Source organism: Gordonia sp. NPDC003429 (genome assembly GCF_053588575.1).
Genome location: NZ_JBSFQF010000010.1, coordinates 92,908 through 118,962 on the forward strand (window position 1 = coordinate 92,908; position 26,055 = coordinate 118,962).

23 protein-coding genes and 2 tRNA genes are annotated in these 26,055 nt (G+C 65.9%); 9 read left to right on the forward strand and 16 right to left on the reverse strand.

Annotation, left to right across the window (positions count from 1 at the left end):
* Positions 1 to 59: 59 nt before the first annotated feature.
* The 7 genes from ACWDSI_RS13740 to ACWDSI_RS13770 all read right to left on the reverse strand — a co-directional run bounded on the left by ACWDSI_RS13740 (position 60) and on the right by ACWDSI_RS13770 (position 7,963).
* Positions 60 to 2,705: a valine--tRNA ligase gene (locus ACWDSI_RS13740; protein WP_449756851.1), complete on the reverse strand. Its 2,646-nt coding sequence runs from the start codon at positions 2,703 to 2,705 to the stop codon at positions 60 to 62.
* Positions 2,702 to 3,334, reverse strand: a complete 633-nt coding sequence (locus ACWDSI_RS13745) for a molybdenum cofactor guanylyltransferase (RefSeq protein WP_449747509.1) — start codon at positions 3,332 to 3,334, stop codon at positions 2,702 to 2,704. The genes ACWDSI_RS13740 and ACWDSI_RS13745 overlap by 4 nt, the downstream gene beginning before the upstream one ends.
* A gap of 66 nt (positions 3,335 to 3,400) precedes the next feature.
* The gene (clpX, locus tag ACWDSI_RS13750; protein ID WP_449747510.1) at positions 3,401 to 4,681 is read right to left on the reverse strand and encodes an ATP-dependent Clp protease ATP-binding subunit ClpX; all 1,281 of its coding nucleotides are present in this window, start codon (positions 4,679 to 4,681) and stop codon (positions 3,401 to 3,403) included.
* 190 nt (positions 4,682 to 4,871) lie between these two features.
* Positions 4,872 to 5,567, reverse strand: a complete 696-nt coding sequence (locus ACWDSI_RS13755; protein ID WP_449756852.1) for an ATP-dependent Clp protease proteolytic subunit — start codon at positions 5,565 to 5,567, stop codon at positions 4,872 to 4,874.
* 59 nt (positions 5,568 to 5,626) lie between these two features.
* Positions 5,627 to 6,238: an ATP-dependent Clp protease proteolytic subunit gene (locus ACWDSI_RS13760; protein WP_449747512.1), complete on the reverse strand. Its 612-nt coding sequence runs from the start codon at positions 6,236 to 6,238 to the stop codon at positions 5,627 to 5,629.
* 162 nt (positions 6,239 to 6,400) lie between these two features.
* Positions 6,401 to 7,786, reverse strand: a complete 1,386-nt coding sequence (tig, locus tag ACWDSI_RS13765) for a trigger factor (RefSeq protein ID WP_449756853.1) — start codon at positions 7,784 to 7,786, stop codon at positions 6,401 to 6,403.
* A gap of 103 nt (positions 7,787 to 7,889) precedes the next feature.
* Positions 7,890 to 7,963: transfer RNA gene (locus ACWDSI_RS13770), tRNA-Pro, on the reverse strand.
* Between the two features lie 200 nt (positions 7,964 to 8,163).
* Here ACWDSI_RS13770 and ACWDSI_RS13775 point away from each other — a divergent pair.
* Both ACWDSI_RS13775 and ACWDSI_RS13780 read left to right on the forward strand, forming a co-directional pair.
* Positions 8,164 to 8,234: transfer RNA gene (locus ACWDSI_RS13775), tRNA-Gly, on the forward strand.
* 216 nt (positions 8,235 to 8,450) lie between these two features.
* Entirely contained in the window at positions 8,451 to 9,053 is a 603-nt protein-coding gene (locus tag ACWDSI_RS13780) for a hypothetical protein (protein ID WP_449747514.1), read from the forward strand.
* A 63-nt stretch (positions 9,054 to 9,116) separates the two neighbouring features.
* Here the strand turns inward: ACWDSI_RS13780 and ACWDSI_RS13785 are convergent, their stop codons facing one another.
* A complete protein-coding gene (locus tag ACWDSI_RS13785) occupies positions 9,117 to 9,332 on the reverse strand; it encodes a hypothetical protein (protein ID WP_449747515.1) in 216 nt (71 codons plus the stop codon).
* A gap of 226 nt (positions 9,333 to 9,558) precedes the next feature.
* Here ACWDSI_RS13785 and ACWDSI_RS13790 point away from each other — a divergent pair, with 226 nt between their 5' ends.
* The gene (locus ACWDSI_RS13790) at positions 9,559 to 10,266 is read left to right on the forward strand and encodes a L,D-transpeptidase (protein WP_449747516.1); all 708 of its coding nucleotides are present in this window, start codon (positions 9,559 to 9,561) and stop codon (positions 10,264 to 10,266) included.
* 231 nt (positions 10,267 to 10,497) lie between these two features.
* Positions 10,498 to 13,011, forward strand: a complete 2,514-nt coding sequence (locus ACWDSI_RS13795) for a glycogen/starch/alpha-glucan phosphorylase (RefSeq protein ID WP_449747517.1) — start codon at positions 10,498 to 10,500, stop codon at positions 13,009 to 13,011.
* 10 nt (positions 13,012 to 13,021) lie between these two features.
* Here the strand turns inward: ACWDSI_RS13795 and sthA are convergent, their stop codons facing one another.
* Together sthA and ACWDSI_RS13805 are read right to left on the reverse strand one after the other, a co-directional pair.
* Positions 13,022 to 14,467 (reverse strand): Si-specific NAD(P)(+) transhydrogenase, encoded by a 1,446-nt coding sequence (sthA, locus tag ACWDSI_RS13800; protein WP_449747518.1) that lies wholly within the window; start codon positions 14,465 to 14,467, stop codon positions 13,022 to 13,024.
* Between the two features lie 60 nt (positions 14,468 to 14,527).
* Complete coding sequence (locus ACWDSI_RS13805) at positions 14,528 to 15,430, reverse strand: PE-PPE domain-containing protein (RefSeq protein WP_449756854.1); 903 nt, start codon at positions 15,428 to 15,430, stop codon at positions 14,528 to 14,530.
* A gap of 224 nt (positions 15,431 to 15,654) precedes the next feature.
* Between ACWDSI_RS13805 and ACWDSI_RS13810 the strand changes: the two genes are divergently transcribed.
* The gene (locus ACWDSI_RS13810; protein WP_449747520.1) at positions 15,655 to 15,795 is read left to right on the forward strand and encodes a hypothetical protein; all 141 of its coding nucleotides are present in this window, start codon (positions 15,655 to 15,657) and stop codon (positions 15,793 to 15,795) included.
* A gap of 28 nt (positions 15,796 to 15,823) precedes the next feature.
* Here ACWDSI_RS13810 and ACWDSI_RS13815 read toward each other — a convergent pair whose 3' ends face one another.
* Together ACWDSI_RS13815 and ACWDSI_RS13820 are read right to left on the reverse strand one after the other, a co-directional pair.
* Positions 15,824 to 16,627 (reverse strand): Fpg/Nei family DNA glycosylase, encoded by an 804-nt coding sequence (locus ACWDSI_RS13815; RefSeq protein WP_449756855.1) that lies wholly within the window; start codon positions 16,625 to 16,627, stop codon positions 15,824 to 15,826.
* 36 nt (positions 16,628 to 16,663) lie between these two features.
* Entirely contained in the window at positions 16,664 to 17,137 is a 474-nt protein-coding gene (locus tag ACWDSI_RS13820) for a ribose-5-phosphate isomerase (protein WP_449756856.1), read from the reverse strand.
* A 22-nt stretch (positions 17,138 to 17,159) separates the two neighbouring features.
* Between ACWDSI_RS13820 and ACWDSI_RS13825 the strand changes: the two genes are divergently transcribed.
* Entirely contained in the window at positions 17,160 to 18,167 is a 1,008-nt protein-coding gene (locus ACWDSI_RS13825; RefSeq protein ID WP_449747523.1) for a M48 family metallopeptidase, read from the forward strand.
* Between the two features lie 48 nt (positions 18,168 to 18,215).
* On the opposite strand, the gene ACWDSI_RS13830 is transcribed toward ACWDSI_RS13825, so the two are convergent.
* The gene (locus ACWDSI_RS13830; protein WP_449747524.1) at positions 18,216 to 18,821 is read right to left on the reverse strand and encodes a DsbA family oxidoreductase; all 606 of its coding nucleotides are present in this window, start codon (positions 18,819 to 18,821) and stop codon (positions 18,216 to 18,218) included.
* Between the two features lie 150 nt (positions 18,822 to 18,971).
* Here ACWDSI_RS13830 and pepN point away from each other — a divergent pair, with 150 nt between their 5' ends.
* Positions 18,972 to 21,545 carry an aminopeptidase N gene (gene pepN, locus ACWDSI_RS13835; protein ID WP_449756857.1) on the forward strand — a complete coding sequence of 858 codons (2,574 nt, stop codon included), beginning with the start codon at positions 18,972 to 18,974 and terminating at the stop codon, positions 21,543 to 21,545.
* A 517-nt stretch (positions 21,546 to 22,062) separates the two neighbouring features.
* Here the strand turns inward: pepN and ACWDSI_RS13840 are convergent.
* From ACWDSI_RS13840 to ACWDSI_RS13850, 3 genes are all read right to left on the reverse strand, one after another.
* Positions 22,063 to 22,560: a DUF5130 family protein gene (locus tag ACWDSI_RS13840; protein WP_449747526.1), complete on the reverse strand. Its 498-nt coding sequence runs from the start codon at positions 22,558 to 22,560 to the stop codon at positions 22,063 to 22,065.
* Entirely contained in the window at positions 22,547 to 22,795 is a 249-nt protein-coding gene (gene ctaJ, locus ACWDSI_RS13845) for an aa3-type cytochrome oxidase subunit CtaJ (RefSeq protein WP_449747527.1), read from the reverse strand. Before ctaJ ends, ACWDSI_RS13840 begins: the two co-directional genes overlap by 14 nt.
* Positions 22,796 to 22,940: 145 nt before the next feature.
* On the reverse strand, positions 22,941 to 23,558 hold the full coding sequence (locus ACWDSI_RS13850) for an HNH endonuclease (RefSeq protein ID WP_449756858.1): 618 nt from the start codon (positions 23,556 to 23,558) through the stop codon (positions 22,941 to 22,943).
* A gap of 208 nt (positions 23,559 to 23,766) precedes the next feature.
* On the opposite strand from ACWDSI_RS13850, the gene ACWDSI_RS13855 reads away from it, so the two are divergent.
* Together ACWDSI_RS13855 and ACWDSI_RS13860 are read left to right on the forward strand one after the other, a co-directional pair.
* Positions 23,767 to 24,207 carry a globin gene (locus ACWDSI_RS13855; protein WP_449756859.1) on the forward strand — a complete coding sequence of 147 codons (441 nt, stop codon included), beginning with the start codon at positions 23,767 to 23,769 and terminating at the stop codon, positions 24,205 to 24,207.
* Between the two features lie 79 nt (positions 24,208 to 24,286).
* The gene (locus ACWDSI_RS13860; protein WP_449756905.1) at positions 24,287 to 26,047 is read left to right on the forward strand and encodes a glycoside hydrolase family 13 protein; all 1,761 of its coding nucleotides are present in this window, start codon (positions 24,287 to 24,289) and stop codon (positions 26,045 to 26,047) included.
* The last annotated feature ends 8 nt before the right edge of the window (positions 26,048 to 26,055 follow it).

Here is a 26,055-nt window from a genome sequence, read left to right on the forward strand (position 1 = left end):
CGGCCCGTCGTCGTCGTCCGGATCGGAGAAGTCCCGATCGTTGTCGGTGTTGTCGTCGGTCACGATCCGCCCAACGCGGCCAGCTTGGCACCGAGCCGTTCGACCTCTTCGGTCGCGACCTGCTGGCGGTCACGAATCTTGGCGACCACCTGATCGGGCGCCTTGGCCAGGAACTGCTCGTTACCGAGCTTCGCGGTGGTCTGCGCGAGTTCCTTCTCCGCGGCGGCGAGATCCTTGGCGGCGCGTTTGCGTTCGGCCTCCACATCCACACTGCCGGAGGTGTCGATGCGGACGGTCACCGTCGCCGCCGACAACCGGACGTCGACGGTGGCGGTTGCCGCAAACCCCTCGCCCGCCGGGTCGAGGCGCGCCAGCGAATCCAGGTATGCCCTCGACGCGGTGAGTCCGGCGGCCTCGAGGCCGTCGATCTCGGCGCTGACCCGCTGGCCGGGACGCAGCCCCTGATCGCTGCGGAACCGGCGCACCTCGGTGACGAGCCGCTGCAGGTCGTCGATGTGGGTGACGGCGGCGGGATCGGCGCGCACACCCGAGGGTTGCGGCCAGGCGGCGATCACCAGCGACTCACCGCCGGTCAACGCCTTCCACAGCACCTCCGTGACGAACGGCATCACCGGCGAAAGCGCCCGCAGCAGCGGATCGAGCACCGCACCGAGAACGAGTCGTGTTGTGTGCGCACGTGTTTCGTCATCCTCGGCGAACTGCACCTTGGCCAGTTCGAGATACCAGTCACAGAACTCGTCCCAAGCGAAGTGGTAGAGCGCCTCGCATGCCTTGGAGAATTCGTAGGAGTCGAAACCCGCATCCACCTCGGCGAGCACCTCGTCGAGGCGCTGCAGAATCCAGCGGTCGGCCACGGTGAGTTCGGCCGCCTGCGGCAACTCCCCGGTGGTGGCGCCGTTCATCATCGCGAAGCGGGTGGCGTTGAACAGCTTGGTCGCGAAGTTGCGTGACGACGAGGCGTGGTCCTCGCCCACCGAGAGGTCGGCGCCCGGGTTCGCGCCGCGGGCCAGGGTGAAGCGCAACGCGTCGGCCCCGAAGCGCTCGACCCAGTCGAGCGGGTCGATGCCGTTGCCCCGCGATTTCGACATCTTGCGTCCGTGTTCGTCACGCACGAGGCCGTGCAGGAGCAAATTGTGGAACGGGACCTCATTGCCCGGTGCCATCCGCTTGCCGACGAAGGTGCCGAACATCATCATGCGCGCCACCCAGAAGAACAGGATGTCGTAGCCGGTGACGAGAACCGATGTGGGATAGAACTTTTCGAGGTCGGGGGTCTCATCCGGCCAGCCGAGCGTGGAGAACGGCCACAGTCCCGAGGAGAACCACGTGTCGAGCACGTCGGTTTCCTGCGTGTACCCGGCGGGCGCTTCCTCGCCGGGGCCCAGGCACACCACCTCACCGTCGGGGCCGTACCAGATGGGGATGCGGTGTCCCCACCACAACTGTCGCGAGATGCACCAGTCGTGCATGTCGTCGACCCACGCGAACCAGCGCGGTTCCATCGACGTGGGGTGGATGACGGTCGATCCGTCGCGCACCGCATCGCCTGCGGCCTTCGCCAGTGACTCCACCTGCACCCACCACTGCATCGAGAGGCGGGGTTCGATCGGTTCACCGGTGCGCTCGGAATGTCCGACGCTGTGCAGGTAGGGCCGGATCTCCTTGACGATCCGCCCCTGCTCGGCCAGCGCCTCACGGATCTTGACGCGCGCCTCGAAGCGGTCCATACCGTCGAACACGGTGCCGGTGCCGGCGATGCGCGCCGACTCGTCGAGGATCGTGGGCATCGCCAGTCCGTGCCGCTGACCGATCGCGAAGTCATTGGGGTCGTGGGCGGGCGTGATCTTGACCGCTCCGCTGCCGAACTCGGGGTCGACGTAGTCGTCGGCGATGACCGGGATCGTGCGGTCGACGAAGGGATGGTCGAGTTCGGTGCCGATCAGGTGCGCATAGCGCTCGTCGTCGGGGTGGACGGCGATCGCGGTGTCGCCGAGCATCGTCTCGAGCCGGGTGGTGGCCACCACGATGTGCGGTTGCGCGTCGTCGAGCGAACCGTAGCGGAAGCTGACCAGTTCACCTTCGACATCGGCGTAGCTGACCTCGATGTCGCTCACCGCAGTCTTCAGCACCGGCGACCAGTTCACGAGTCGTTCGGCCCGATAGATCAGGCCCTCGTCGTAGAGCTGTTTGAACACGGTCTGCACCGCACGGGAGAGGCCCTCGTCCATGGTGAAGCGTTCGCGGGTCCAGTCGACGCTGTCGCCGAGGCGCCGCATCTGTTCACCGATGTTGCCGCTGATCTCGGCCTTCTCGGTCCACACCCGCTCGATGAACGCGTCACGGCCGAGGTCGTCGCGGGTGAGACCCTCGTCGGCCAGCTTGCGCTCCACCATCGTCTGCATCGCGATCGCGGCGTGGTCCATGCCGGGCAGCCACAGCACCTCGAATCCCCGCATACGGGCGCGCCGGCTGAGGGTGTCCATCAGGACGTGCTCGTAGGCGTGCCCCATGTGCAGCGAACCGTTGACGTTCGGCGGCGGGATGACGATCGAGAATGCGGGTTTGTCGCTGGTGGCGTCGGCGGTGAAGTAACCCGCGTCCACCCAGTCCTGATACAACCGGGATTCGTGTTCGGCCGGATCCCAGGACTTCGGCAGCGACGAGGTCGAGTCGGGAGTGATCACCCCACAATCTTAGGGAACGCCGGTGCCGCGACCCGTAGCCGGTGGACGTCCTCGGGGGCGTTGACGTTGGTCAGCCAGTCCGGCTCACTCACCGCGACCCGGTGGGTGGCCAGCGCATCGAGTGCCGCGGTCATCCGGCGCTCGCCGGAGTCCACCAATCGCGTGACCACGGACGCATCCGAGGTGCGGTAGATGCCGGCCATCGGATGGTCCCGGCCGGCCTCACGTGCCACCACCACTCCGGTGGACTCGGTGACCCCGCGAGCGAGTTCGTCGATGAGTTCCGGGGAGATCAGCGGCATGTCGGTGGCGCAGACGAACGCCAGTGCCCGACCGGCACCGTGGGCTGCGTGCAGCCCCGCGGCGAGCCCGGCCAGCGGGCCGGCGCCCAGTTCCTCGTCGGTGACCCAGATCGCCTCGGGCCCACCGGTCCCCTTCAGCAATCGGTAGGCGGGCGACGATTCGGCAGCCACCACGAAGACGGGATCACAGCGCTGGGCGAGTACTCCGACGATTCGGGCGAGCATCGGTTCGCCGTCCCAGTCCATTGCCGCCTTGTCGGAGCCCATGCGGCGCGAACGCCCGCCCGCCAGCACGATTCCCGCCATCTGCCCGTGTGTGTCAGTCATACGACCAGTGTCGGTGACAGCACCGCATCGGGGCGTCGGGTTGACGAAATCCGGCGTGGGCGCCGCTCAGGCGCTCTTGTCGCGGCGCTCGCTGGAACTGTCGGTGCGCGGCACGATGGTCGGCAACACATTGTCGTTGACGGTCTCGGCCGTCACCACGACCTTCTCGACGTCGTCGCGGCTCGGGATGTCGTACATCACCGGCAGCAGAACCTCTTCCATGATGGCGCGCAGCCCGCGTGCACCGGTACCGCGGTGGATGGCCTGGTCGGCGATCGCCTCGAGTGCGTCGTGGGAGAACTCGAGTTCCACGTTGTCCATCTCGAACAGCTTGGTGTACTGCTTCACCAGCGCATTCTTGGGCGTGGACAGGATGCTGACCAGCGACTCCTTGTCCAGGTTGGTCACCGAGGCCACCACCGGCAGGCGGCCGATGAACTCGGGGATCAACCCGAACTTGATCAGGTCCTCGGGCATCACGTCGGCGAAGTGGTCGGTGGTGTCCACGTCGTCGCGGCTGGCGACCTCGTTGCCGAAACCGATGCCGCGCTTGCCGATTCGTTCGGAGATGATCTTCTCGAGGCCCGCGAACGCACCGGCCACGATGAACAGCACGTTGGTGGTGTCGATCTGGATGAACTCCTGATGCGGATGCTTGCGCCCACCCTGCGGCGGCACCGACGCCTGGGTGCCCTCGAGGATCTTCAGCAGCGCCTGCTGCACACCCTCGCCCGACACGTCGCGCGTGATCGACGGGTTCTCGCTCTTCCGGGCGATCTTGTCGACCTCGTCGATGTAGATGATGCCGGTCTCGGCGCGTTTCACGTCGTAGTCGGCGGCCTGGATCAGCTTCAGCAGGATGTTCTCCACATCCTCGCCGACGTAACCGGCCTCGGTGAGGGCGGTGGCGTCGGCGATCGCGAACGGCACGTTGAGCATCTTGGCGAGGGTCTGCGCCAGGTAGGTCTTGCCGCAGCCGGTGGGGCCGAGCATCAGGATGTTCGACTTCGCGAGTTCGACAGTCTCGCCGGTCCGCGAGTCCTTCTTCTCCCCGGCCTGAATCCGCTTGTAGTGGTTGTAGACCGCCACCGCGAGTGTCCGCTTGGCGGTGTCCTGTCCGATCACGTAGTTCTCGAGGAAGTCGCGGATCTCCGCGGGCTTCGGGAGTTCGTCGAGCTTCACATCGCCGTTCTCGGCGAGCTCTTCCTCGATGATCTCGTTGCACAGGTCGATGCACTCGTCGCAGATGTACACGCCGGGACCGGCGATGAGCTTCTTGACCTGCTTCTGGCTCTTACCGCAGAACGAGCACTTGAGCAGATCGCCACCGTCTCCGATTCGCGCCATCTCGTGCTGTACCTACTTCCTCGTTGTGTCGTGTTTCCGTTGTGGTCACCCGGACGTCGCCGCAACAGAAGCCTTCGGCGGGCTGACGGACAAGGCGAACTCACCCGTATGTGACACGACCGATAGTCCGACGGTACCCGGGCGTCGGGAGAACTTCGACCGGTAAAGACAAATGTCGCGGGCGTGTCGCCTATTTCTTGAGCGACTTCTTCCGATACTCGAACACCTCGTCCACGATGCCGTATTCCTTGGCGGCGTCGGCGGTGAGAATGTTGTCGCGGTCGGTGTCCTTGCGGATCTTGTCCGGCGCCTGTCCCGTGTGATGGGCCAGGATCTCGTCGAGCCGATTGCGGATCCGCTCGATCTCGGCGGCCTGGATCTCCAGGTCGGACACCTGTCCCTGATAGGCCCCGCCGGTGCGTGGCTGATGGATCAGGATGGTGGCGTTGGGCAGCGCCGCACGCTTGCCCGGAGTGCCACCGGCCAGCAGGATCGCGGCGGCCGACGCGGCCTCACCCAGGCACACCGTCACGATGTCGCAGTGCACGTACTGCATCGTGTCGTAGATGGCGAGCATGTCGGGCACGCTGCCGCCGGGCGAGTTGATGTACATGGTGATGTCACGGTCGGGGTCCTGCGACTCGAGCACCAGCAGCTGCGCCATGACGTCGTTGGCGACGGTCTGATCGATCGGGGTGCCGACGAAGACGATGCGCTCTTCGAACAGCTTCGCGTACGGGTCGTACTGGCGCTGACCGTTCGGGGTGTGCTCGATGAATTGGGGAAGGATGTAGCGGGCCTCGATCCCCTTGACCGCGAGGGCGGCCGCGGGGATTCCGGCGGCGACGTCGGCGGGCAGCGAGTTGAGGAAGCTGGCGGGGGTCATGGCATGCTCCGTGAGGTTGGTGCGAGCGGGGACAACGGACGACCGGGCGGGTTCACGCATCACGCGGGGGTCACCGCCGTCGGACGTGTGATCACGTGATCGACGATCCCGTAGTCCTTCGCCTCGGCCGCGGTGAACCACTTGTCGCGGTCGGCGTCGGCCTCGATCTTCTCCAGCGGCTGGCCGGTGTGTTCGGCGTTGAGCCGGTTCATCTCCTTCTTGGTGGCCGCGAACTGCTCGGCCTGGATGGCGATGTCGGCTGCGGTGCCGCCGATACCCGCCGACGGCTGGTGCATCATGATGCGCGCGTGCGGCAACGCGTGACGCTTACCCGGGGCTCCGGCGGCCAGCAGGAACTGTCCCATCGACGCGGCCATGCCCATCGCGAAAGTCGCCACATCGCATTCGGCGAGTTCCATCGTGTCGAAGATGGCCATGCCCGCGGTGACCGATCCGCCCGGCGAGTTGATGTAGAGGTTGATGTCGCGGGTCGGGTCTTCGGCCGACAGCAGCAGGATCTGTGCGCACAACCGGTTGGCGATGTCGTCGTCGACCTGGGTGCCGAGGAAGATGATGCGTTCACGCAGCAGCCGCTCGAACACCGAGTCGCTCAGGTTCAGCCCGGCGACTCCTGAACTCATCGAGGGTGTGTGGATGGTCGGCTTGCTCACGGTTCCCGCCTTGTCTGTGGTCGTCGTCTTGTCCTCACCGACACTAACCAATCGGTCGCGGCAGACACTCCCGAGGACACGCTGCTTCGCTGAGAGCAGAACAGCCGGACCCGGGGGGGCCCGGATCCGGCTGTGCTGAGGTGTCCTTCGCGATGCCCGGGGTCAGGCGTCCTTGCTGTCGTCGGTGTCCGTGTCGGCCTCGGCGGCCTCGTCGGCGTCGACCTCGTCGGCGGTACCGAAGAACTCGGTGGTCGAGACGGGGTCACCGTTGGAGTCGGTGACGGTCACCTCGCCGACGATGCTCGCGAGCGCCTTGCCGCGCCGGACGTCGGCGTACACCGCGCCCACCTGATTGGCCTGGGTGAGCTGCTGGATGAACTCCTGCGGTGCCATCCCGTAGCGCTGCGCCTGGAACAGGATCTGCTGGGTGAGCTCATCCTGGCTGACCTCGGTGTCCTGCTGTTCGGCGATCGCATCGAGCAGCAGTTGGGTGCGTACCGACTTCTCCGCGGACTCGCGCGCATCGGCCTCGAACTTCTCGCGGGTGGTGCCCTGGGCCTCGAGGAGCTGGGCGAGCACGGCCTCGTCGTGGCCGATGCTGTGCAGCACCTGTTCGAGCTGACCGTCGACCTCGGCGGCGACGACGTTCTCGGGCAGCGGGATGTCGACGGTGTCGAGCAGCTTCTCGAGCACGGCGTCACGGATCGCGTTGGCCTGCTCGGCCTTCTTCGACTGCTCGACACGCTCGGCGATCGACTCGCGCAGTTCGTCGACGGTGTCGAACTCGCTGGCCATCTGGGCGAACTCGTCGTCGAGGTCGGGCAGCTCGCGCTCCTTGACCGAGTTCACCGTGACGGTGACGTCGGCGTCCTCGCCGGCGTGGTCCCCCGCGACGAGCTTGGTGCTGAACACCTTGGTGTCGCCGGTGGTCATGCCGACCAGCGCCTCATCGAGGCCGTCGATGAGCTGTCCGGAGCCCACCTCGTGCGACAACCCCTCGGTCGACGCCTCCTCGACGGGTTCGCCGTCGACGCTGGCGGCGAGGTCGATGGAGACATGGTCGCCGTCCTGCGCGCCGCGTTCGACACCGGTGAGGGTGCCGAACCGGGCGCGCAGCCCCTCGAGTTGCTCGTCGATGGCGGTCTCGTCATCGGCCAGCGCGTCCACCTCGACGGCGAGCGTCGAATAGTCGGGAAGCTCGATCTCGGGCCGGACGTCGACCTCTGCGGTGAAGGTGATGCTCTCGCCGTACTTGAGCTCGGAGAGGTCGATCTCGGGCTGACCGATCGCCTTGGTGTCGGTTTCGGCGACGGCCTCCGAGTACTTACCCGGCAGCGCCTCGTTGACAACCTGGGCGAGGATCGAATCGCGCCCCACCCGGGCCTCGATCAGTTTTGCCGGAGCCTTGCCCGGGCGGAAACCCGGAATCCGGATCTGCTGGGCCAGCGACCGGTACGCCCGGTCGAAATCGCCCGAAAGTTCGTCGAAGGGGACCTCGACATTGAGCTTCACCCGGGTCGGGCTCAGTTGCTCGACGGTGCTCTTCACGCCTGAATGCTCCTTATATCTGCTTGTCGTGACGTCTACGGTGTCCGAGTGTCGTCAGACGCCCGCGCGATCCCGTGACGTACGGACGGCTTTCCATCTCTAGTCGGGATGACAGGATTTGAACCTGCGACCCTCCGCTCCCAAAGCGGATGCGCTACCAAGCTGCGCCACATCCCGGCGGGCCCACCAGGTCTCCGAGCGCGTCGAGATCAGCGCACGAACAGGGCCAACGAACGATAGTACGTGGCGGCGCCCGTACCACCGAATTCGCCTCCGCCGTTTCACCGGCCCGATCCCGCGAAACGGCCGCGGCAGCGATTTCGGATCCGACGCACTCACCGGGTACAGTCACATGCGCTGCGCCGCGAGGCGCGCACGCGGGTGTAGCTCAATGGTAGAGCCCTAGTCTTCCAAACTAGCTACGCGGGTTCGATTCCCGTCACCCGCTCGCTCGGGACGCCAGGCCAGAGAATCCTTCTCGGCCTGGCGTTTTCGATTCCGGCCCCGGTTGCCGATCTTCTCCTCACCCGCCACGCGAGTACCGGACGCCGGCCTGCGGGCTCGCTCCGCGCCACATCGAGTAGAGATCCACTCGTGTATGAGACCGCCATCGGGGCCGACCATCGTGTCGAATCCGATTCGTCGAACACGCAAGGAGTCGATCATGAGCAGCGGGATCAAACGTCGTACCCGGGCACCACGGGTGCGCGCGTCGATGGAATTCGGCACGGGCCACGCCCTGCAACTCCTCGAGTTCGATTCGGGGATGCGGGCCACCGTGGAGATGGGGCAGGCCGTCGAACAGATCCCGGCACGGCCGAGCCAGATCGCCCCTCCGACAGACGTGGCATCCGAGGAGGCAGGCGAACGCACGGGCAGCGACGGTGACGGCATCGGCGTCTTCACTTCCGGCGAACAGCAGTGGTTTCGCAACACCTTCTGCAACGGTTCGCAGTCGTGCGTTCAGGGCTGGGACTGGGCTGTGTGCGGAACGCAGTGGGGGGTCAACGCCGCCACCGGTATCGCCATGGTCGGTTCGGAGGGAACACGGAACGCGACCTTCACCGTCAGCATGTGGGAGTGCGTGTGCGTGGGACCGTTCTGCATCGGCGGGCACGACTGCTACTGGGTTGAACAGTGGAAGGGCCTGGTCATCCCCGGCCATTGGCTCTCACTGCGTACCACCGCCTCGGATGCGTCCTACCTGCGGTGGGACCTGACCGGGGCGGGTGGCAACACACAGGTGAGCCTCTGCGCGCAGTACTGACGCGACCCACATCCCACGGTGGTGTGATCCAGGCCACAATCGGCGTAATCTCGGGTCATGTCGTCAAGTCACATCAAGAGTCAGCGCAAGTGCCCGACCTGCGGCGCCCACATGTTCGTCCGCAAGGACGTCGTGCGATCCGATGAAGGACACCAGCGGATCGACGTGATGCTCGTCTGTCGCGACGAGTCGTGCGCCGAACCCGCGGTCCACCTCCGCACGGAGCATCCGCAACCCGCATGAGTGGCGGTCACGCCGCGACGAGATCACCGGGTTCATCGATTCCACTGTGACGGTTGTCACATCAATTCGCGATACACGACGCCACCTTTGGTTTTGAGATTCCGCAGCGCCGATGTGCGACAGCGATCTCCGCGAGAGGACTCCCGGTCTTTGGACCGAAGGCAACGGTTGTGTAACGATGGGATCGCGGCGCAGCATGAGCGCGCGCCCGCTAATGTCCCGACAGCCTCCTTGTCCCGACAGCGAAGGTCCGAGAACTTCCGTGCTGAACATCAACCCGTCACACCGCAACCGTCGTGGGATCGCCCGTCGTTTCGTCGCGACCGTGATCAGCGTTGTGGCCGTCGCACTGGCGCTGCCCGCCATCGCCCAGGCCACTCCGGTCACCGTCATCCCGGGTCTGCCCCCCGTCGAGGTGCCCAACGTGCCGGGTCTGCCGACCCCGCCCACCCCGACCCCGCCGACGACCCCCAAGCCGACGCCGAAGCCGCAGCCGCCGGCCACCACCGAGGAGACCCCGGGCGTCCCGGCGATCCCGAACGTCAAGACCTCGACCGGCTGGATCGCGCTGGCCTCCGACAAGGACCACACCATCTACTGGTGGAAGGACGGCAAGTTCGTCAAGTCGATGCCGATCTCGATGGGCTCCGATGCGCATCCGACCCCCAACGGCGTCTACTACACCCGCGAGAAGTACCAGCACATCGTGATGGACTCCTCCACCTACGGCGTGCCGGTTGATTCCCCCGAGGGTTATCGCACCGACGTCTACTGGGCGACCCGCATGTCGTCGGACGGCATCTTCATCCATGCCGCACCGTGGTCGGTGGCCCAGCAGGGTAAGAGCAACGTGAGCCACGGCTGCATCAACGTCAGCACCGAGAACGGCCAGTGGGTGTACAACACCATCCCGCAGGGCAGCCCGATCGTGGTGCGCGGCACGGTCGGCGGTCGGTACGACGGCAACTGACGCCTCCGCACATTCGACGTCACCCCGTCGGCCGATTCGGCCGGCGGGGTGACGCCTTTCTGTCCCCTGTCCAGGGGTCGCACATCACCCCGGATTCACTGTGTGAGCTGCCGGTATCCACACATTCGGTTGCAGTTAACGTCGGCGACGCCGACCGCACGCCGCCTGTAATACGAGAGTGACAAACTTGCCTGTCCGCAGACCCACGTCGGGTCGGCCCGCGACCAGGAGATGCCAGTGACCGACACCGCTCGCCCCATTGCCGAGGACGCCACCGTGACCGGCCCGACCGGTCAGACGCGCACCGGAATGACGGTGGCGGCGCTCAAAGCCGCCGTTTCCGATCACCTCACCTACTCCATCGCCCGCCCCGCGGCGGTCCTCGGCCCCGAACACTATTACCGCGCTTTGTCACTCGCGGTTCGCGATCGCATGCAGCAGCGGTGGATGTCGACAACGCAGGACTGGCTCGACCTGTCGAACAAGGTGACCTGCTACCTGTCGGCGGAGTTCCTGATGGGTCCGCAGCTCGGCAACAACCTCCTCAACCTCAACATCGAGGACGAAGCCCGGGCGGCGCTGGCCGATCTCGGCCAGGACCTCGACGAGGTGATCGCCTGCGAACCCGAGCCCGGGCTGGGTAACGGCGGCCTCGGTCGGCTGGCCGCCTGCTATCTCGATTCACTGGCCACGCTGGAACGGCCGTCCATCGGCTACGGCATCCGCTATGAGTTCGGCATCTTCAAGCAGGAGATCAGCGACGGCTGGCAGATCGAGAAGACCGACAACTGGCTGGCGCACGGTAACCCCTGGGAGATCGAGAAACCCGATGCCAGCTACTTCGTCAACTGGGGTGGGCACACCGAGCAGTACGAAGATGTGTCGGGCAAGCTCCGGGTGCGCTGGGTGCCCGGGCGCGTGCTCAAAGGCACTTCGTTCGACACTCCGGTACAGGGCTACGGCGTCAACACGTGCAACACCCTCACCCTGTGGAGTGCCCGCGCCGTCGAATCCTTCGCCCTCGACGCCTTCAACACCGGCGACTTCTACAAGGCCGTCGACGACGAGGTGGTGTCGGAGACCGTCTCGAAGGTGCTCTACCCCAACGACGAACCCGAGGCGGGTAAACGGCTCCGGCTGTTGCAGCAGTACTTCTTCGTGACGTGCTCGCTGCAGGACATTCTGCGCATCCACATCGAACGTGCTCACCTCACCCTCGCCGACCTTCCGAACAAGTGGGCCATCCAGCTCAACGACACCCACCCGTCGATCGCGGTGGCCGAGCTGATGCGACTGCTCATCGATGAGCACAAACTGCCGTGGGACGAGGCCTGGGATCTGACCGTCGCCACCTTCGGCTACACCAACCACACGCTGTTGCCGGAGGCATTGGAAACCTGGTCGCTGCGGATCTTCGCCGAGGCGTTGCCGCGACATCTGGAACTGATCTACGAGATCAACGACCGGTTCCTCGCCGAGGTCCGCGAGAGGTTCCCCGACGACGAGGACAGGGTCCGCCGGATGTCGCTGATCGGCGAAGAGGGCGGCAAGAGCGTCCGGATGGCGCATCTGGCCACCGTCGGCAGTCATGCGGTCAACGGGGTCGCAGAGTTGCATTCGGAGCTGCTCAAGCAGAGCGTTCTTCACGACTTCTACGAGATGTGGCCCGAGCGGTTCGGCAACGTCACCAACGGCGTGACGCCGCGGCGATTCCTGGCCCTGTCGAACCCGGGTCTGCGTGAACTGCTCGACGAGACCATCGGCGAGGGCTGGCTGACCGACCTGGATCGGCTGCGCGGTCTCGAAACCCATGCCGACGATCCGTCGTTCCGCGAGCGTTGGCGTGCGGTGAAGCGCGACAACAAGGGGCGGCTGGCCGAGTACGTCCACGGTGTCACCGGCATCGAGCTCGATCCCACCTGGATGTTCGACGTCCAGGTCAAGCGCATCCACGAGTACAAACGACAGCACCTCAACGCGCTGCACATCGTCAGCATGTATCAGCAGCTCAAGAACAACCCGGGCATGACGATCCCGCCGCGGGTGTACATCTTCGGCGGCAAAGCGGCACCGGGATACTTCTTCGCGAAGCGGATGATCAAGTTGATCACCGCCATCGGCGACACCGTGAACTCCGATCCGGTGGTGAACAGGTACATGAAGGTGGTGTTCCTACCCAACTTCAACGTGCAGAACGCCCACCTCGTCTACCCGGCCGCCAACCTGTCCGAACAGATCTCCACGGCAGGTAAGGAGGCCTCGGGCACCGGCAACATGAAGTTCATGATCAACGGCGCACTGACCATCGGCACGCTCGACGGTGCCAACGTGGAGATCCGTGAGGAAGCCGGCGCGGAGAACTTCTTCCTGTTCGGGCTGACCGAGGATCAGGTGGAGAGCGTCAAGCGCGACGGGTATCGGCCGATGTCGTACATCGAGAGCGATCCCGAACTGGCGTCGGTACTCGAGTTGATCGCCTCGGGTCACTTCACCCACGGCGACACCGAGATCCTGCGCCCCGTCGTCGACAACCTCGTCTTCGACGACCCGTTCCTGGTGCTCGCCGACTACCGCTCCTACATGGAGTCCCAGGCCGCGGTCGGCGAGGCCTGGCTCGACCACGACCGCTGGTCGAGGATGTCGATCCTCAATTCGGCGCGCAGCGGCAAGTTCTCGTCGGATCGTGCCATCGCCGAGTACTGCACGGACATCTGGAATGTCACTCCGATGAACGTGACCCTGTAGAACAGGGCCGCTAGACCGGCGCCCCGGCGTCGAGACCCAGTTGCTTGCCCTCGGCGCGTACCCGCGCGATCGCCCGCATCTTGTTCGACGCGTCGAGGGCGGCCACCTTGTAACCCTCCGCCAGGGTGGGATAGTTGAACACCGCATCCACCAGGTAGTCGACGGTGCCGCCCAGGCCCATCACGGTCTGACCGATGTGGACGAGTTCGGCGGCATTGCTGCCGAAGGCGTGCACACCGAGGAGCGTGCGGTCCTCGGCGTGCACGAGCAGCTTGAGCATGCCGTAGGAGTCGCCCATGATCGCGCCGCGGGCAAGTTCACGGTAGCGGGCGACGCCCACCTCAAACGGGATGTTGTCGGCGGTGAGCTGATCCTCGGTGCGGCCCACGAAACTGATCTCGGGGATCGCGTAGATGCCGATCGGCTGCATCGTCATGTCGGTGTCCCCCACCGGTTCGCCGAAGGCATGGTAGGCGGCGCGCCGCCCCTGCTCCATCGACGTCGCCGCCAGCGCCGGAAAACCGATGATGTCGCCGACGGCATAGATGTGCTCCACGTCGGTGCGGAAGTTCTCGTCGACGCTGAGCCGACCGCGCTTGTCGGCCACCAGACCGGCGGCCTCGACCTTGAGTTCGTCGGAAACACCTTGTCGCCCAGCCGAATACAGCACCGTGTCGGCGGGGATCTTCTTGCCCGACGCCAAGATGGTCAGCGTCCCGGAGGGATGGGTCTCCACGGTGTTGACCTGCTCGCCGAAGCGGAAGGTCACCCCGCGCTCACGTAGCTGATACTGCAGCGCCTCCACGATCTCCCGGTCGCAGAAGTCGAGCATTGCCGGACGCTGTTCGATCACGGTCACCTTGGTGCCCAGCGCGGCAAACATGGAGGCGTATTCGATGCCGATCACACCGGCCCCCACCACCACCATCGAACTCGGTACGCGGTCGAGATCGAGAATCTGGTCGGAATCGACCACCGTGACACCGTCGAACTCGACGGTCGAGGGCCGGGCGGGCCGGGTTCCCACCGCCACGACGAACTTGTCGGCGCGGACACGTTTGAGGTCGCCGGTCGCGTCCTCGATCGCGATCTCGTGCGGATCGACGAAGAACGCACTGCCGATGAGCATGGTGACGTTGTTGCGCGCCAACTGATTCTGGATGATGTCGATTTCCTTGCCGACCACGTGCATGGTCCGCGCCGACAGGTCACCGACCGTGATGTCGGACTTCACCCGGTACGACTGCCCGTACATATCCCGCTGATTGAGGCCGGTCAGATACAGCACGGCCTCCCGGAGCGTCTTCGACGGGATGGTGCCGGTATTGATACACACCCCGCCCACCATGTCGCGACGTTCCACGATCGCCGCCCTCTTGCCGAGCTTCGCGGCAGCGATGGCCGCCTTCTGCCCGGCCGGTCCGGACCCGATGACAACGATGTCGAAATGATCCACGTGCACGTCTTTCCGCTGGAGTTCACCGATGGCCGCCCATCGGGCCTAGATCAGTGTCGCTCAGCGGGGAGTTTCGCACGACTCGAGACGCGAATATCCGTCGAACGTCGCGATCACCTGCAACCAGCGCGCAAGCGCCTGACAGCCCGTGGTGTCGGGATCGGTCACCGACCGCCGATACGGCTCGGACCGATAGGAGGTGTGCCGTCCGCCGGACGGATTGCGTATCACCAGACTGCGCCAGACGATCAGCGCGGGCAGATACCGGCGCGCGGACCAATAGGCCGCACGCAGTCTGGTGGCGTCGCGACGCCACTGGGCCGGCGAGATCGAGGTTCGAGCGGCGTTCTGAAAAGCGTTGTCGCGCAGCGTCTGCCACATGTGGCGAAGCCACGCGACCGGACTGTGGAATTCCATTGCCCCGGTCAGATCGGCGACGTCGCGGATGAGTGAGTCGGGTTCTGCATTGCAGATCATGTCGTCGGCGGTACCCACCCACCAGGCCGGCACCGTCGACGGCAGCGACGGTCCCGCGCCGGCCACGCCCCATCCATCACATCCCGGTACCACGCCAGGGGGCTGGTGGGGGTCGGCCACGAATCCGAAGGCGCACAGCCTGTGCAGGCCAGGGTCGGCACGTGCGGACAGGTTGTGCGCGAAGGTGCGCACCACCACCGCAACCTGGGAGTATCCGATCAGCACCACCGGCCCCTCGGTCGCGGCGAAGGCATCCGCCAGCCGACTCACGCCGATCTCGACGCTGCGTGCGTAACTGATCCCGACGCGTTGCGGCGCCGGCCCGTAACTGGCGGGGTATCCGACCCAGCGTGCGACGAACCGCTCATCGAGGTCGGCGGTCACCGACTCGAGCATACCGGTCACCTCGGTGCGGGTGTCCGCGTCGAACGACTCGCCGGTGCCGCCCACGGCGAGCACGGTGATCGGGGCGGAGTCCGTGGGCATGAGCCCATTGTGGGTGGGCGCGGATGAGAGCGCCCGCGCACAACGCTGAACGTTGGCTGTGATCTGCGCCGAATGCGCGCTCAGCACGCAACAAAACGTTGGCCGAATCACATCCGACCAGGTTGATTAACACAAATGTAACGCGAACAATGGATTGAGACGGGGTTCCACTAGCGGGACCTCGACACAGCAAGACGAACGAAACCGAGAAAGCAGCAGTACCCATGTCTTTCGCACGCATCCGTGCACGCCTCATTCCCTCCGCACTCCAGCGCCGCCACCTCTACAGCCGCATCAACCGTCTCCCGGCCGGCACTCAGCGCGACGAGTTGCTCATCATGGCGCAGCGCGCCGAGAGCCACTGACCTCACCTTCGGCGCAACGGCGCCGCGTTCATCGCTGGCAGACCGGGCACCAGTACAGGTTGCGCCCCTCGAGATCGGCGACGGCCACGGGCGTGCCGCAGATGCGGCACGGCTCCCCCGCCCTCCGGTACACGTAGGTACGCGGCCGGTTCGGCGCATACGAACCCGGACCGTGGTCGTCCTCGGGTCGCACCACATGAATGCGTCCGCGACGCACGCCCACCCGCATGAGTTCGACGAGATCGCACCAGATCGCATCGAACTCGTCGCGAGCGATTGTGCGGCCCGGTCGCATCGGGTCGATACCCGCGCGGAAGAGCACCTCGGCGCGGTAGACGTTGCCGACGCCGGCGATCACCTTCTGATCCATGAGCAGCGCACCGACCGGGCGTCGTGACCGGGCGATCTCCTGCCAGGCGCGCTCCGGGTCCGCGTCGCTGCGCAACGGGTCGGGTCCCAGGCGCGCGGTGAGTGCGTCGAGGTCGGCGGGCGTGTAGAGCTCGCAAGCGGTCGGGCCCCGCAGGTCGACGCCGTACTCATCTCCCTCGATGCGTAGCCGCACCGCACCGACGGGGTCGGGCATCGGCACCGGCACCTCCGTGAACGTGCCGTACAGACCGAGGTGCACGTGCACCAACTGGTGCCGGCGCCCGTCCCGGTAACGCTGCACGAGGTGCTTGCCCCACGCATCAGCGCCGGCGAAGATCATCCCGTCGATGAGGGCGGCGCCGTCGGCGAACCGTCCCTGAGGGCTGCTCGTGCGCACCCGTCGACCCCCGAACAACCGCTGCTGGCGCCGCGCGATGCGGTGCAGGGTGTGACCTTCGGGCACGGTGGCGGATCAAACCCGGGCGGATCAGACCGCCGGTCAGGATTCCGGAAGGGCGGGTGCGACCCCGGTCTTCTCGTAATCGGCGAGGATGTCGATGCGCCGCTGGTGACGCGCCTCCTCCGACCACGGCGTGGTCACGAAGGCATCGACGATGGCGAGCGCCTCCTCGGTGGTGTGCATACGGCCGCCGATGCCGATCAGCTGTGCGTTGTTGTGCTGGCGCGCGAGCTGTGCGGTCTCCACGCTCCACGCGAGTGCGCAGCGCGCACCCTTGACCTTGTTGGCCGCGATCTGTTCACCATTCCCGCTGCCGCCCAGCACGATTCCCAGACTGCCCGGATCGTCGACAGTCCGTTGTGCGGCCGCAATGCAGAACGCCGGATAGTCGTCGAGGGCGTCGTAGACGTGGGCGCCGCAGTCGATCACCTCGTGACCCGAACGGGTGAGATGGTCGGCGATCTGGGCCTTGAGTTCGAAACCGGCATGATCTCCACCGAGATAGACGCGCATGGCGTCACTATAGATTGGTGGCGTGGACGCCTCCTCGCCGATCCCCAATGTGCCCGGTGTGGCCGACGCCGACGACCCGGCCGCGCCGCCGTTCGACCCGAACCGACGGTGGCTCGCACCTGCCCGCTACGCGTCGAAACCGCGGTTGCACCCGTGGGAGATCCCGCTGCTGGTGCTGTTGATCCTGTTGACCGTCGTGGGATACGCGGTGATCGTGTTGCTGGTCATGCAGGGCAGCCTCAGTCAGTACGTGCTGCTGGTGCTGGCCCTGCCGCTGCTGTTGTTCCTCATCCGTGGCATCACCTACGCCTCGCCGCGGGTCAACGGCGTGCAGATGACTCCGACGCAGTTCCCCGAGGGCTACCGCATGGTGGTCGACGCGGCTGCGCGCTACGGACTCGAGTACGTACCCGACGCCTACGTGGTGCTCGGCAACGGCGCGATCAACGCATTCGCCTCCGGGCACGGTTTCCGCCGGTTCGTGGTGGTGAACTCCGACCTGTTCGAGATCGGCGGGCGATCCCGTGATCCCGACGCGCTGCGTTTCGTCATCGGACACGAGGTGGGCCATATCGCCGCCGGCCACGTGTCCTATTGGCGACTGCTGGCCACCGGCGTGGCCATGCGCATCCCCGTGCTCGGATCGGCGCTCTCACGCGCCCAGGAGTACACCGCCGACAATTTCGGGTACTACACCCAGCCGTCGGGAGCGCCGGGTGCCATCGGTGTGCTCTCGGCGGGCAAGTACATGCTCTCGGCCGTGGACTTCGATGAGTTCGCCGACCGCGCCACCCACGAGAAGGGCCCCTTCGTGTGGGTGGTGAATCTGTTGTCGACGCATCCGGTGCTCACGTGGCGGGCCGCGGCGCTGCGCGACCGCACTCGCGCCGGCGCCCTCTTCTTCCGGCCCCGCACGGTCGTGCGCGGTGCGGGCAGCGGCAACACCACACCGATCACCACGCCGCCGCCCCCGTCGGCGGTGCCGGCGGGATGGCTGCCCAACGGACTCGAACCACCCCCACGGATCTGACCCGGCGCGCCGGCACCGCGCGGTGCCGGCCGCCCGGATCGGTTGGCATCAGTCGAATGCGGGGTCTTCGTCGCGGCCGCGCTTGAGCTCGAAGAAGTGCGGGTAGGAGGCCATCGCCACCGCGCCGTCCCACACCATGCCCGCAGTCTCCCCGCGCGGAATCCGGGAGAGCACCGGACCGAAGAAGGCGACGCCGTTGACGTGGATGGTCGGGGTACCGACGTCCTCGCCCACCTTGTCCATACCTTCGTGATGGCTGCGGCGGATCTCCTCGTCGAATTCGGTGCTGTCGGCGGCCTTCGCCAGCGCGGGGTCGAGACCCACCTCGGCCAGTGCGGCGGCGATAACGTCGTCGAAATCCTTGTTGCCCTGGTTGTGAATACGCGTGCCCATCGCGGTGTAGAGGGGAAGCAGGATGTCATCGCCCTTCTGCGCTGCGGCCGCAGCCAGCACGCGCACGGGACGCCACGCATCCTTGAGGCCTTCCCGATAGTCGTCAGGGATGTCCTTGCCCTCGTTGAGCACGGCCAGACTCATGATGTGGAAGTTGACGTCGATGTCGCGGACCTGTTCGGCCTCGAGGATCCAACGAGACGTGATCCAGCACCAGGGGCAGAGCGGGTCGAACCAGAAGTCCACGCGATTTCCCGACATGTGTTCATCCTCTCGGTAGTCCGGCGCGTCGGGGTCACAATCGACTCTCGCGCCGCAACGGATCGGGACTCTGTTCGTCCCCTTCGGCTCATTCAACCAGCGCCGCCATCAAAGGATTCCGCCTCATCGTGCGGCGTTAAGCTGGCAACTGTGACTGCTCCGAACCTCACCAGAGACCAGGCCGCCCAACGCGCGGCGACCGTAAACGTGTCCCACTACGACATCGAGCTCGACCTGACCGACGGCAATGGCGCCGCGGGCGTCAAGACGTTCCGGTCGGCCACCACCGTGACCTTCACCGCCACCCCGGGCACCGAGACCTTCATCGATCTCGTCGCGCCGACCCTGACCTCGGTGACCCTCAACGGCACCGAACTCGACGTCACCGGTTTCGACGAGTCGGTCGGCATCGCCCTGCCGGATCTGGCCGCGGAGAACACCTTGACCGTGGTGGCCGACTGCGCGTACTCCAACAGCGGCGAGGGGCTGCACCGCTTCGTCGATCCCACCGACGACTCGGTCTACCTGTACTCGCAGTTCGAGACGGCCGATGCCAAGCGGATGTTCGCGTGCTTCGACCAGCCCGATCTCAAGGCCACCTATGCCCTCACCGTCACCGCGCCGGAGGACTGGAAGGTGATCTCGAACGCGCCCACCGAGTCGATCACCGAAGGTGTGCACCGATTCGAGACGACCCCGGTGATGAGCACGTATCTCGTGGCACTGATCGCCGGCCCGTACGCCGAGTGGACCGATTCCTACTCCGACGATCACGGCACGATTCCCCTCGGCATCTACTGCCGTGCGTCGCTGGCCGAGTTCATGGATGCCGACCGGCTCTTCACCGAGACCAAACAGGGTTTCGGCTTCTATCACGAGAACTTCGGCATCCCCTACGCTTTCGGCAAGTACGACCAGCTGTTCGTGCCGGAGTTCAACGCGGGCGCCATGGAGAACGCGGGCGCGGTCACCTTCCTCGAGGACTACGTATTCCGCTCGCGCGTCACCAAGTACAACTACGAACGCCGCGCCGAGACGGTGCTGCACGAGATGGCACACATGTGGTTCGGTGATCTGGTCACCATGAAGTGGTGGGATGACCTGTGGCTCAACGAATCCTTCGCCACCTTCGCATCGGTACTGTGCCAGTCGGAGGCCACCGAATACACCACCGCGTGGACCACCTTCGCCAATGTCGAGAAGTCGTGGGCCTACCGGCAGGATCAGCTGCCCTCGACCCATCCGGTGGCTGCCGACATCCCCGACATCGCCGCCGTCGAAGTCAATTTCGACGGCATCACCTACGCCAAGGGTGCGTCGGTCCTCAAGCAGTTGGTCGCCTACGTCGGCCTCGAGGACTTTCTCTCAGGCCTGCGCGACTACTTCGAATCGCACCGTTTCGGCAATGCCACATTCTCCGATCTGCTTGCCGCGCTGGAGAAGTCGTCTGGCCGCGACCTGTCGGACTGGGGCAGCCAGTGGCTCAAGACCACCGGCATCAACGTGTTGCGGCCCGATTTCGACCTCGACGATTCGGGCGCGTTCACCCGTTTCACGATCGTGCAGGAGGGCGCCACACCGGGTGCCGGCGACACCCGTGTCCACCGGTTGCGGGTGGGTGTCTACGACGACGACGATTCCGGGAAGCTGACTCGCACGCACACCGTGGAACTCGACGTCTCCGGTGACCGCACCGATGTCGCCGACCTGGTCGGCGTCGCACGTGGCAAGCTCATCCTGATCAACGACGACGACCTCACCTACGCCTCGGTCCGGCTCGATCCCGATTCGCTGTCGACGGCCACCACACGGCTCGGCGATATCACCGAATCGATGCCACGCACCCTGGTGTGGTCGGCGGCCTGGGAGATGACGCGCCAAGCCGAGATGAAGGCCCGCGACTTCGTGGAACTGGTGTCGCGCGGCATCGCCGCCGAAACCGAAATCGGTGTGGTGCAACGAGTTCTGCTGCAGGCCACCACCGCGATCAACGCCTACGCCGACCCGGTGTGGGCGGCGAGCACCGGCCGGCCCGCGTTCAGCGCACGCCTGCTCGAGCTCGCACAGCAGGCCGATGAGGGCTCCGATCACCAGCTCGCGTTCGTCAGCACCCTGCTCTCGGGCGCGGTCAACGAGGATCAGACCCAGATGCTGCAGTCGATCCTGGACGGCGACGATCCGGCCGACTACGGTCTGGGCGGCCTGACCGTCGACACCGACCTGCGGTGGAAGCTGGTGCAGGCGTTGGCCACCGCGGGCGCGATCGATCGCGACGCCGACGACACACCGGTGATCGACGCGGAGGCCAAACGCGACAACACGGCCGCGGGCGCACGGCAGGCGGCGACGGCCCGGGCCGCGCGACCGCTGGCGGAGGCCAAGGCCGATGCCTGGGCGCAGGCCGTGGAGGACGACACCCGCTCGAACATCTACACCCGCGCGGTGGTGGCCGGCTTCGATCGCCCCGGTCAGGGCGAACTGCTCGCGCCCTACGTCGACAAGTATTTCGACGCGGTGCCCGGCATTTGGGCGCGCCGCTCCAGCGAGGTCGCCCAGACCGTGGTGGTGGGGCTGTACCCCTCGTGGGATATCAGCAGCGAGGCGTTGACGAAGGCCGACGAGTTCCTGGATGGTGACCACGCCCCCGCCCTCAAACGATTGATCTCCGAAGGCCGAGCCGGAGTGGAAAGGTCGCTGGCCGCACGCGAGTTCGACGCGAGCTGAACCCGGCGGGCTGCTGAATGGAGCGGCGTCGCGCGGGGAACCTCATCCCGCGAGGCGCCGCTCCGTCGCGTCGAGCGTGCCCAAAATCGCGTCGGGCGTGCCCAGAATCGCGTCGAGCGTGCCCGGGTGGTTTCGACAAGCTCAACCAGCGGGGCGGTCGCGCTCAACCAGCGGGCGGAGAACCCTGTCGAGCGTGCCCAAAACCGCGTCGAGCGTGCCCGGGTGGTTTCGACAAACTCAACCAGCGGGGCGGACGCGCTCAACCAGCGGGCGGAGATCCCTGTCGAGCGTGCCCAAAACCGCGTCGAGCGTGCCCGGGTGGTTTCGACAAGCTCAACCAGCGGGGCGGACGCGCTCGACCAGCGGTGGTTTCGACAAGCTCAACCAGCGGGTGGAGGCGCTCGACCAGCGGTGGTTTCGACAAGCTCAACCAGCGGGGCGGACGGCTCAACCAGCGGGCGGACGCGCTCGACCAGCGAGCGGAGGGCTCAACCAGCGAGCGAAAAGGTTGAGCGGTTCAGATCGCGGCGGCGGCGGTGGCCATCACGTGCAGCGCGGACACCAGTCCATCGATGAGCTCGCCCTGGCGGATGCTGGAGATGGCAGCGGTGACGCCGAGTCCGGCAACCCGGTCGTTGACTCGATCGGCCACGGCGCTACCCGACACCACGACGACGTCGTGCGTATTCGGCGACACCGCGATGAGGGCACCGTGGGCCGGCTCGGGCGCCTTGGCCAGCACGGCTCGCGCGTCGGCCACCGGATCGGCACCGAGATCGCCGATGTAGACCGAAAACCGGACGAGCGCCTTCTCGCTTGCCGCGGTCAGTGCCTCGTCCAACTCGACGAGTTCGTCCCGACTGAACGGCGGCGTGGTGGGGGTCTGTCCCGGGAATCGCGTCGCCGAGACGCGTCCACTGTTGGTGACGACCGTGCCGACGGGCAGAGCCGAGGCCGTGGTGGCCTCCAGGGTCGAACCGGAATCTGTCACATGAGAAACGTCACCACTTGGCACTGGCCGAGCCTCCATCCACATCAGTCGGTTCCGCGTGACCCGCCAGCGCCATCGGCTCGATATCCGTGGCACTGAAGAGCAAGGGTGCTCGATCCCACGGCTGATCGAGGCTGTATTCCTGCAGCTTCGGATACTTCAGACCCGACGAAAACGCCATCGACACCACACACGCCAAGGCGGCGATGACCACCAGGATCGTGACGGGCACTCCGATGTAGACGATCAGGTTGTCCATGTCACCCTTTCGTTCGTTCGCCGCAATCTCTTGCGTTCACTCCTCGTCGCCGACGCGGACGCGCCTGCCGAAGAGCTGGTGTGATCAATCTAGCTCACCGAACCGCCGTTCGGGCACTGACCCCTACAGTGCGTCGTAGACCGGCTCAGGCAGCTCCGGCGTCGATATACCGGCGCCACGCCGGATCAATCTCCTTGACCGACGCCAACAGGCGCCAGTGCGTGCCCCGCGGGATCGCGGGCTTTACGCGCAGCGCCCAACCGAGCTCGCTGAGTAGACGATCTGCCTTGCGATGGTTGCAGCTCGCACAGCAGGCGACGCAGTTCTCCCAACGGTGCTCCCCGCCCCGGCTGCGTGGGAGCACGTGATCGATCGTGTTGGCCTTGGCCCCGCAGTATCCGCAGCGGAACCGATCACGATGCATCAGCGCGGCCCGCGTCATCGGTATCGACGCCCGGTAGGGCACCCGCACAAAGCTGCGGAGCCGGATCACCGAGGGGATCGGCACCGCTATCCCGGCCGAGTGCACGGCCGACCCTGTGGTGTCGGCGTCGATGACGTCGGCACGCTCGCGCAGCACGAGGACGATCGCGCGTCGGATCGAGATGGCCGTCAGCGGTTCGTAGGTGGCGTTGAGGAGCAGCACCCTCCGGCGCCCCCACAACGTGGTGTCGCGCGACGGCGCCGATTCCCGGGACGGTGTCGATATCCGGGAAGGTGCCGATTCACGCGGCACGCCGATGTGATGTGCACTGCGTGTCATCGCGCCTCCCGCCCACGTCGAACGCCTCAAGCCCACGTCGAACACCGTCAAGTGGATCACGGAAGTCGACGTCACGCACGAGAACACTGCGTGTACATGCAGGTCAGCCAGATGAACGGCCCGTTGCCCGCAGACCCCGACCACCACTCGCGCCGCACCGTCGCCTCTGCCGATCACTTGGTTGAGACCACCTCCCCGTGCGGGGACAATGGAATGCGTGAGTGGTGAGATCCCGGCGGCAGGCCGGCAAACGGAGACGCAACCTGCGCGTTCCTTCTACGACGAGGTGGGTGGGGCCGCGACCTTCGACACCATCACCCGTGTGTTCTATGAAGGGGTTGCGCGCGACGAGGTGCTGCGGCCGATGTATCCGGAGGAGGACCTCGGGCCCGCCGAACGTCGGCTGAGGATGTTTCTCGAGCAGTACTGGGGCGGGCCCCGCACCTACTCCGACGAGCGCGGACACCCGCGACTGCGGATGCGCCACCATCCCTATCGCATCGGCCCGATCGAGCGGGACGCCTGGCTGCGCTGCATGCACACGGCCATCGCGGCCGTCGACGACGCCACGCTCGATCCGCCGCACCGGCAGGCACTGATCGACTACATGGAGATGGCGGCCCAGTCGATGATGAACTCCCCCTTCTGAGCCCTGCAACCCCCGTTGACTGCCGAGCCGACGCGCCGATCCGACCAGCGTTTCTGCGCGAAAACTCAGGTAGGGCAGAATTACTACGGTGAGCGATGAGACACCGGATGTTGTTCCCGTCGACCCCGACACTCTCGATGAGACCGACGTCGAGGCCGAGACCACTGCGGCCCCAGTGGTCTCGCAGTTGGATCCGGGTGACGACAGCTGGTGGCGATCGGCCATCTTCTACCAGATCTATCCCCGGTCGTTCTCCGACCTGAACGGCGACGGGGTGGGCGATCTGGCCGGTGTCATCGACAAGCTCGGCTACCTCGAACTCCTCGGCGTCGACGCCGTCTGGCTCAGCCCGATCATGCGCTCGCCGATGGCTGATCACGGCTACGACGTCTCGGACCCCCGCGACATCGATCCGATCTTCGGTGATCTCGCCGAGTTCGACGAGTTGGTGGCCGAAGCCCACGACCGCGGCATCCGCATCACCATGGACCTGGTCCCCAACCACACCAGCGATCAGCATCCGTGGTTCGTCGAGGCCGTCGCCGCGGGACCGGGCAGCCCCGAACGGGCGCGGTACATCTTCCGCGACGGCACCGGGGAGGACGGAAACGATCCGCCCAACAACTGGCACAGCGTGTTCGGCGGTTCGGCGTGGCGGCGGGTCACCGAGGCCGACGGTTCACCGGGCCAGTGGTATCTGCACATCTTCGCGCCCGAGCAACCCGATCTGAACTGGGAGAATCCGGAGGTGTTCGACGACCTCGAACGTACCTTGCGGTTCTGGCTCGACCGCGGGATCGACGGTTTCCGCATCGACGTCGCGCACGGCATGGCCAAGCCCGCCGATCTGCCCGACATGGACCTCGAAACCGTTGGACTCCTGCAGAACAGCGACGACGACCCGCGGTTCAACAACTATGCGGTCCACGACATCCACCGCAAGATCCGCAAGGTGATCGACGAGTATCCGGGGGCGGCCAACGTAGGCGAGATCTGGGTGGACGACAACGAACGTTTCGCCGAGTACCTGCGTCCGGACGAACTCCACATGGGCTTCAACTTCCGTCTGGCCAAGGCGCCCTTCGAGGTCGACGCGATCCGCGACGCGATCGAGAACTCTCTGGACGCTGTGCTCTCGGTCGGCGGGGTACCCACCTGGACCCTGTCGAATCACGATGTCGACCGCGAGGTGACCCGCTACGGAACCATAGAGCCTCCCACCGACGCCGAAGCCGACTCCGAATCCGAATCCGACGCGGAGTCCGGCCCCGAACACGTGGTCGACATCGACCTGGGCCTGGCGCGCGCGCGGGCGATGCTCCTGGTCGAATTGGCGCTTCCCGGAACGGTATTCATCTACAACGGCGCCGAACTCGGCTTACCCAACGCCGACCTCCCCGACGAAGTGCTGCAGGATCCGGTGTGGAAACGGTCCGGACACACCGAACGTGGCCGCGACGGATGCCGGGTTCCGTTGCCCTGGGAGGGATTCGAGCCGCCGTTCGGATTCTCCAGCAACCCCGACACATGGCTCCCGATCCCCGCATCGTGGGTGCGGTTCACCGTCGAGAGCGAACTCGAAGACGTCGGCTCGATGCTGTCGCTGTACCGGCAGGCACTCGAAATGCGTTATACGCGGCCCGAATTCAATGGTGAAACAGTCGAGTGGTACGGGGCGCCGGAAGGTTGCCTGGCGTTTCGCCGGTCCGAGGGTGAGCTGATCTGTGCGTTGAACACCACCGGCGAACCGGTGGCACTGCCCGCTGGTGAGCTGCTGCTCACCAGCTCGCCGCTGATCGACGGCCACCTCGCACCGAACTCGTCGGCATGGCTGGTCTGACCCGATCG